This window comes from Nocardia sp. NPDC050793, from assembly GCF_040654065.1.
Taxonomy (GTDB): Bacteria; Actinomycetota; Actinomycetes; order Mycobacteriales; family Mycobacteriaceae; genus Nocardia.
The window spans coordinates 310,481-317,468 of sequence record NZ_JBFAHG010000009.1; the positions used below are offsets into that span (position 1 = coordinate 310,481).

Sequence of the window (6,988 nt, forward strand, 5' to 3'; positions counted from 1 at the left end):
TCAGAGGCCACTACCGCCGCCGATCAACCAGGGGTTGAAGGCGCACGCCAGCTCCGGCTGCGCCGCCGGGTCGAGCGCGCGCAGGGCGATCGAGGTGGAGCGGGGCGAGTACATCATGGTCAGATGGTCGGAGATGTCCTGCTCGCAGCCCGCTTGCAGGGTGATGTTGTCCACGGTGGCGTCCGGGCCCGCCTTCAGGAAGGTCCAGTCGTAGGGGTTGGAGATCTCGTCGTAGCGCGAGCCGACGGAGGTGTAGGTCACCCCGGGGACGGTGTCGCCCGCGGCGTTCAGCGCGGCGTAGAAGGAAGAGCCGACCGCCTGCTGGATATTCGACAATCCGACGATGGGCTCGTAGAAGCCGAGGATGTTCACGCCGAGGTTGTTGATCGCCCGGCCAAGCGTGGCGATGCCCATCAGCGAGGTGCCGTGGTGGGTGGCGCCGAAGGTGATCAGCTTGCCGACCTTGCCCTCGCCGCCGTCGAACTTCAGGTACCGGTTGGCCACCGTGCCGCCCTGCGAGTGCCCGACGATGTCGACCTTGTCCGCACCGGTCGCGCTGCGCACCTGTTCGACGAATTCGCTGAGCTGGCGCGATGATTCCTCCATCGGCCCCACGCCGAACCGGCCGGGCAGCACCGCGCCGAGACCGCCGCCTTCCATCAGTCCGGAGCGGCCGAAGTTGAAGGCGAACACGCAATATCCCGCGCGCGCCAGCCGCGGCGACATGTAGGCGAAGGTGTCGTAGGCGTTGAGCCAGGTGCCGTGCAGCAGCACCACCGGGTTCGGGTGTTCGGCGGTCGGCTTGCAGTCCCACCGGTTCGCGCCCGCGGGCGCGGCGTCGGGGTTGGTGAGACCGTAGGCGAACGCGGCGAGCGCCGCGGTCATCTCCGGACCCTCGCCGACCGCCGCCGATGAGGTGCTCTTGGCCCAGCCGGAGCCGGAGCCGGTGTCGACGATCGCCTTCGGCTGCCTGCCGTCGGCCGCGGGCAGCAGCCCGGCGTCGATGGCGTCGGCGAGTGCCCGCGCTGTCGACTCGACGGTTCCCTCGACGGCGGGGTCCGCGATCGTCACCCCCGCGCCCGATCCCTGCGCCAGCGCGAGCCCCGCGATCATCGCGGCGCACGCCAAGACGCGCCTGCCTCGTTGCCTCGTTGCAATCATCTTTCGTACTTCCCATCAGCTCGTCAGCCGCCCCCCGAGGGAATTATTATGGCGCAGCTCACAATTGGACGTCGTCTGTGACGCGCGCCATCTCGCGACGGCGGTGATCAAAATGTAAGACCGGATGGTCTATCGCGTCACTGCACGCCAGGACGAAGAAAGTTGGCGGGCCATGTCGCCCGTGACAAACTTCTTGGCCGTCGCGACGGACGCATTGTCGTAAACCCTGTCGTGGGTAACAATCGGGCAATGGCTGTCGCTTCACCCCCGGTCACCGGGGACCTCCCGCTGGTGTCCCGGCTGCTGACCAGGTGGCCGCAGATCGCGGAGCGCATGCTCGCCGCGGGTCTCGGCGCCACGCCGCCCGCGTCCGAATTGCCCGCGGGCCATTTCACCGCCGAGGTGCTGCCGACCATCTACGCCTGCGGACGCGCCGTGCTCCAGGCCATCGGCGAACAGCGCGAGTTCACCAGGGCCGAGGTCGCCGGGTTCGTGGTCCCCGTCGCCGAGCGGCACGCCGAGGATCGCTTCCCGCTGGCCCTGCTGATCGAGGCGATCCACGGCTCGGCGCAGTCGGTGCTCGCCGAGGCGGCCACGCAGGCCAAGCCCGACGAGAAGGACGAACTGGTCGTCGTCGGCTCGCGGCTGCTCGACCTGCTGATGCACATCAACATCGTCGTCGTCGAGACCTACACCGAGGTCGAGCAGTCCATCTACAACGCCGAGCGCGAGGCGCGCCGCGAACTGTGTACCGCCTTGCTGCGCGGGCTACCCGCCGACGAACTCGCGGCCCGCGCCGACACGCCGCTGACCGATCGCTACACCGTGCTCGCCATCCATCTGCGGCCAGACGAGCAACCCCATACAGTCGCCGACCTCGTCGCCCGCCGCCGCATCCGCATCCTGCACCGCACGCTGGACGCGCTCAGCAACGGCACCGCGCTGGTCACCTTCGACGGCGCGAGCGGAATCGCGTTGCTGCCCAACCACTCCGAATCCGCGAAGGCTGATGTCGCGCGCCATCGCGGCCTCGCCACCGAGCTCGCCGAGCAGCTCGGCACTCCGGTGTACCTGGCCGAGTGCCGCGGCGTGCCGCGCGCGGATCTGCCCGGCGCCGCGGAGGAGGCCGCCGAGGTGGCGACGCTTGCCCGGCTGCTCAACCGCCCGACCGGCCGCTACCAGCTCGACGATCTGCTCCTCGAGTACCAGCTCACCAGGCCGGGCCCGGCGCGCGACCGGCTGGCCCAGCGCATCGCCCCGCTGCTGCGCAACCCGCACCTGCTGGAGGCGCTGGAGGCCCACCTGGAGTACGGCTCCGACCGCAAGGCCGCCGCCGCCTGCCTGCACGTACACCCCAACACCTTCAGCTACCGGCTGCGCCGCATCGCCGAGCTCACCGGCATCGACCCCGCCGAACCCACCAACTCCCGGATGCTCGCCGCGGCGCTCACCATCCACCGGCTTTATCCGGCGGTCGATCGCCTCTGAGCGGTGATCGCCTTCTCGCGGTACATCGCGGTGTCGGCGTCGTGCAGGATCTCGGTGGCGGTGCGCGGATCGCGAGGCCCGATCGGGGTGACCCCGATCGAGGCCCGCACCGCGAGCCGTTGTCCTTGGGCGACAATCGGTTCGGCGACCGAGGCGGCGAGCCGCCGGATGATCGGCTGCGGACCGATCTCGTGTCCGCAGAGCAGGACGAGGAACTCGTCGCCGCCCACTCTGCCGACCAGATCGCCACCGCGTACGGCGCGCCGCAGGCGCTGCGACACGACCTGCAGGACGACGTCGCCGACCACGTGCCCGTACCCGTCGTTGATCGCCTTGAACCCGTCGAGGTCGACGAACAGCACGGCCGACAGCGGGCCGCCCGCGGGATGGGCGAGCGCGGTGTCGAGAGCGGCCAGGATGGTGTTCCGGTTGAGCAGCCCGGTCAGCCCGTCGTGGGTGGCCTGATACTGCAGCTCGCGCTGGCTGGCGCGGGTGGCGGTGATATCGGTGAACGAGCTGACCACCGCCGATGTCCGGTCGGCCGGATCGAGCAGCCTGCAGCTGCCGGTCAGCCAGCGGCGGTGATGGTCGGTGCCGTCGACGCCGAACACGAAACGGGTGATCGGCTCGCCGGTCGCCATCGTGCGCGCGACCGGATGCCGGGTCGCGGGCAGCGGGATGCCCTCGGTGTCGACCATCCGCAGCGGTAGCCTGTCGAACCGGGAACCGACGAGATGTCCACCGCGACAACCGAATATGCGCAGCGCGGCCGGATTGATCGATTCGATCATGCCCTGCCTGCTGATCACGACGACGCCCTCCTCCAGCTGCGAGACGATCGCGGTGAAGTGCTGCTCGGCCCGGCGTTGGGCCTGCTCGGCCGCGTGCTGCGCGCTCAGATCGTGCAGCACCACCTGATACGCGCGCCTGCCCTGCCAGACGGTGAGCACCGAGACGGCCTGCACCGCCAAGCGGGCGCCGTCGGCGCACAGCAGAGTGAGCACGGCCCGCTTGGACGGGTCGCCGTTGCCGCGTAGCCCCTCGATCCTGGCCAGCGTCGAGGCGACGGAATCGGGTGCGATGAAATCGCTGACCGGGCGTCCGACGATCTCGTCCGCGGATACGGCGGCCAACAGGCGCACACCTGCCGGGTTGAGATACACGACGACGCCGCGTTCGTGCACGCAAATGGCATCGGGGGAGTGTTCGACCAGCGAACGGTACCGCTCGGCCGCCTGCTCCGGATCGCCCACCATGATCTTCTTCTCGTCCATGCGAATCCCCGTTCGACGAACGACGCGCGGTCGGTGTCCACATCGGTCCACATTGCTTGGAACCCCGCCGGGTCCGGCGATCGCCCGCCCTGCCGCGATCCGAACGAGGTAACGGTGCTGCCATCCACTAGCCGAGAGCGAGATTATGAGACTAGTTGGTATTGAAGGTCAAGGATACCGCCCGCGGTTAACGAACGGCAATCACCGAGCTCGCGTCGCTGGGCTTCCTGACCAGCGCGCTGATCGGCCTCGTCAAGAGGCCGCACGGCCCACCGGTAAGCTCGCCCGCGTCGCAGCATCCCCTTGATCTATCAGTACGACACAGCAGATCGCTTGTGGCGCATGGCTTGGCCGCGCGAGTGCGTGCGGCCGCCGGGTGCGCTTTGTTCCGAACGCAAGATCGCAACCGTTGGCCGATCAGAACCAGGGCTTCTACATGACCAATACGACCATCCAGGCCCCGGCGCCGACGCCGGACCTGGCGGCCGAGGCAGGCACGCAGCTGTCGCATCGGCAGATCCTCACCATCCTCTCCGGCCTGCTGCTCGGCATCTTCCTGGCCGCGCTGGACCAGAACATCGTGAGCGTCGCGATCGTGCCGATCGCCAACAGCCTGCACGGATTCGACGAACAGGCATGGGCGACAACGGCATACCTGATCACCGCGACCATCACCACGCCGCTCTACGGCAAACTCGCGGACATCTACGGCCGTAAACCGTGGTACCTCACCGCGATCGGGCTGTTCGTGGCCGGCTCGGTGGCCTGCACCTTCGCCACCTCGATGTACGAGCTCGCGGCGTTCCGCGCGTTCCAGGGTCTCGGTGCGGGCGGCCTGATGTCGCTGGCCTTCACCATCGTCGGCGATATCGTCCCGGCCCGCGAAAGGGTCAGGTATCAGGGCTATTTCATGGTGGTGTTCGGGTCGTCCACGGTGCTGGGGCCGGTGCTCGGCGGGCTGTTCTCCGGCTACGACGAGCTCGCGGGCCTGGAGGGCTGGCGCTGGGTGTTCCTGGTGAACGTGCCCATCGGCGTGGTCGCCCTTCTGGTGGTCGCCAAGGTGCTCGACGTGCCGCATCAGCGGCAGCCGCACCGCATCGACTGGTTCGGGGCGCTGGCCCTCACCGTGTGCGTCGTGCCGCTGCTGATCGTCGCCGAACAGGGCAGGGAATGGGGCTGGAGCTCGGATCGGGCGCTGCTCTGCTACGGCGTCGGTGCGGCCGGTCTGGTGCTTTTCGTGCTGGTGGAATTCCTGATGAAGGACGCGGCGCTGATTCCGCTGCGGTTGTTCCGCAACTCCACCTTCAGCGTGTCCATCGTCGGCGGCTTCATCGTCGGCGTCGCGATGTTCGGCGCGATCGTGCTGGTGCCGCTGTATTTCCAAGTGGTGCGCGGATATTCGCCGACCGAGGCGGGCCTGCTGATGCTGCCGCTCGTGATCGGCATCATGGTCGGCTCGCAGGTCGCCGGGATCATCACCAAGCTCACAGGCAAGTACAAGATCCTGCCGGTGGCGGGCTGTTTCCTGATCGCGCTCGGCGCGGTGCTGCACGGCGGGGTGCGCTACGACAGCCCGCTGTGGGAGCCGCTGCTGTACGGCGGGGTGATCGGCTGCGGGCTCGGCGCCTGCATGCAGACATTGATCATCGCCGCGCAGAACGCGGGCCCGCGCACCGACATGGGTGTCTCGACCGCCGCGGCCACCTTCTTCCGTCAGATGGGCGGCACCCTCGGCGTCGCGATCTTCCTGACCATCCTGTTCAACCTGCTGCCCGGCCGGATCGTCGACGCGTTCGGCGGGCAGCTGCCGGAGGGCTTCGACGGCGGCAGGCTCGGCGAGTTGCAGAGCAACACCGGCGAGCTCGCCGCCATGCCAGAGGATCTGCGGGTGCCGATCCTGGTCGGCTTCACCGACTCCATGCAGGGCGTGTTCTACGTCGCCGCCGCGGTGGCCGTGCTCGCAGGGGTGGTGCTGATGTTCATGAAAGAGATTCCGCTGCAGGACGATCCGATCGTGCCACCGGACGGACCCGACGGCGCGAACGGCGCGTCGAGCTGGGCGGAGTCGCAGGTGTGGGCTGGGGCCGCCGAGGTCTTCTCCGAACCGGAACCGGTGCTCGCCGCAGCGGCCGAGTCCCGCTCGCTGTTCGGCCGCATCCAGCACGAGGACGGGCATCCGGTGCCCGACGCGGCGCTGACGTTGATCGACAAGGGTGGGCGTCAGGTCGCCAGGGCGGTGGGCGACGCGAACGGCTCCTACGCCATCGACGTGCCGGACGCGAGCACCTACGTGTTGATCGCGGCCGCGGCAGGCCATCAGCCGACGGCGGTCAGCATCGTCGCGGGTTCGTGGCCACAGGAACTCGACGTGCGGCTGAGGGGCTCCGGCGCGCTCTCCGGAACGGTCAGATCCGCCGGTAGCGGCAAACCGCTCGGCGGCGCCACCGTCACGCTGACCGATCGGCAGGGCGAGGTCGTCGGAGCCACCGTCACCGCGGACGACGGCGCCTACGTCTGCCACGGGGTGGTCTCGGGCGCCTACACGCTGGTCGTGCTGGCCGAGCACATGCGCCCGCACGCGACGACGCTCACCGTGCCGGACCGCGGCCTGCTGCGCCACGACATCGACATGGAGCCGAACGCGGTGCTGGCAGGGGCGGCGCTGGCCGACGGCCGGGCGGTGCCGGACGCGCAGATCATGCTGCTGGACATGGCGGGCGATCTCACGGCGACGGTGCGCACGGACGACAACGGCCGGTATGTCGTGCCGGATCTGGCCGAGGGGCAGTACACCGTGGTCGCGCGCGGATATCCGCCGGTGACCAGCCACGTGACGGTGTCCGGCGGCGAGGCCGTGCACGACGTGCGGCTCGGTTACGGCCGCGACGACGGGGACTGAGCGCGGCGGTTCAGTTCGCCGGTTCCGAGCGCCGCGCCGGATCGCCGCCGCGGGTCACCTCGTAGCCGAGCAGGCGTTCGGCTTCCTCGATGCCGCCCTGGAGGTCGCCGACGGCGTTCATCTTCGACAGGTCGAGGCCGATGGTGACCAGGGTGAGCGCGATTTC

Annotated in this window: 4 protein-coding genes and 1 pseudogene; 2 read left to right on the forward strand and 3 right to left on the reverse strand. The window is 69.1% G+C overall.

The window, feature by feature from the left end:
* The gene (locus AB0H50_RS28290) at positions 1 to 1,161 is read right to left on the reverse strand and encodes an alpha/beta fold hydrolase (RefSeq protein ID WP_357458322.1); all 1,161 of its coding nucleotides are present in this window, start codon (positions 1,159 to 1,161) and stop codon (positions 1 to 3) included.
* A gap of 249 nt (positions 1,162 to 1,410) precedes the next feature.
* Between AB0H50_RS28290 and AB0H50_RS28295 the strand changes: the two genes are divergently transcribed.
* Positions 1,411 to 2,649: a helix-turn-helix domain-containing protein gene (locus tag AB0H50_RS28295; RefSeq protein WP_357458325.1), complete on the forward strand. Its 1,239-nt coding sequence runs from the start codon at positions 1,411 to 1,413 to the stop codon at positions 2,647 to 2,649.
* Here the strand turns inward: AB0H50_RS28295 and AB0H50_RS28300 are convergent.
* Positions 2,625 to 3,923 carry a diguanylate cyclase gene (locus tag AB0H50_RS28300; protein WP_357458328.1) on the reverse strand — a complete coding sequence of 433 codons (1,299 nt, stop codon included), beginning with the start codon at positions 3,921 to 3,923 and terminating at the stop codon, positions 2,625 to 2,627. The two genes, AB0H50_RS28295 and AB0H50_RS28300, sit on opposite strands and share 25 nt — an antisense overlap.
* A 409-nt stretch (positions 3,924 to 4,332) precedes the next feature.
* On the opposite strand from AB0H50_RS28300, the gene AB0H50_RS28305 reads away from it, so the two are divergent.
* Positions 4,333 to 6,822, forward strand: coding sequence for an MFS transporter (locus tag AB0H50_RS28305; protein WP_357458329.1), 2,490 nt, complete (start codon positions 4,333 to 4,335; stop codon positions 6,820 to 6,822).
* A gap of 10 nt (positions 6,823 to 6,832) precedes the next feature.
* Here AB0H50_RS28305 and AB0H50_RS28310 read toward each other — a convergent pair.
* Positions 6,833 to 6,988: pseudogene (locus tag AB0H50_RS28310) on the reverse strand (anti-anti-sigma factor); the annotation flags it as partial.

Excerpts from the sequence above, each read along its gene's own strand:
- AB0H50_RS28295 (WP_357458325.1), top strand. The coding sequence starts at position 1,411 with ATGGCTGTCGCTTCACCCCCGGTCACCGGGGACCTCCCGCTGGTGTCC.
- AB0H50_RS28300 (WP_357458328.1), bottom strand. The coding sequence starts at position 3,923 with ATGGACGAGAAGAAGATCATGGTGGGCGATCCGGAGCAGGCGGCCGAG.
- AB0H50_RS28290 (WP_357458322.1), bottom strand. The coding sequence starts at position 1,161 with ATGATTGCAACGAGGCAACGAGGCAGGCGCGTCTTGGCGTGCGCCGCG.